Source organism: Desertibacillus haloalkaliphilus (assembly GCF_019039105.1).
Classification (GTDB): Bacteria; Bacillota; Bacilli; order Bacillales; family KJ1-10-99; genus Desertibacillus; species Desertibacillus haloalkaliphilus.
In genome coordinates, this window is the sequence record NZ_JAHPIV010000472.1 from 1 (window position 1) to 351 (window position 351).

Below are 351 nucleotides of genomic sequence, written 5' to 3' on the forward strand. Positions count from 1 at the left end.
TTTTTCTTTCCCCTCCTTCCCTTCTTTCTCCTCCCTTTCTTTTCTCTCCCCTTCTTCCTCCTTTCCCTCCCTTTCTTTCTCCTCTTCTTCCTTCTCCTCCCTCTTCCTTTCTTCCTCCCTCCCTTCTTTCCCTCCTTTCCCTTTCTCTTCCCCTTTCCCCCTTCTCTTCCCTTCTCTTTCTTCTTCTCTCCCTCTTTCCTTCCCCTTTTCTCTCTCCCTCCTCTCCCCCCCCTTTTTTTTCTTTCCTTCTTTTCCCCCTCCCCTCTCCCCTTCCTTCCCCTCCCCCTTTCCCCCTTTTCCTTTCCTCTTCCCTTCTTCTTTTCTTCTCCTCTTCCCCTCCTTTCCCTTCTT

The 351-nt window shown here is 50.7% G+C and carries 1 protein-coding gene; it reads right to left on the reverse strand.

The genetic code is table 11. From position 1 onward, the window contains the following. The coding region (locus KH400_RS30270; RefSeq protein ID WP_217228558.1) for a hypothetical protein at positions 1-351 on the reverse strand (351 nt) is incomplete at both ends.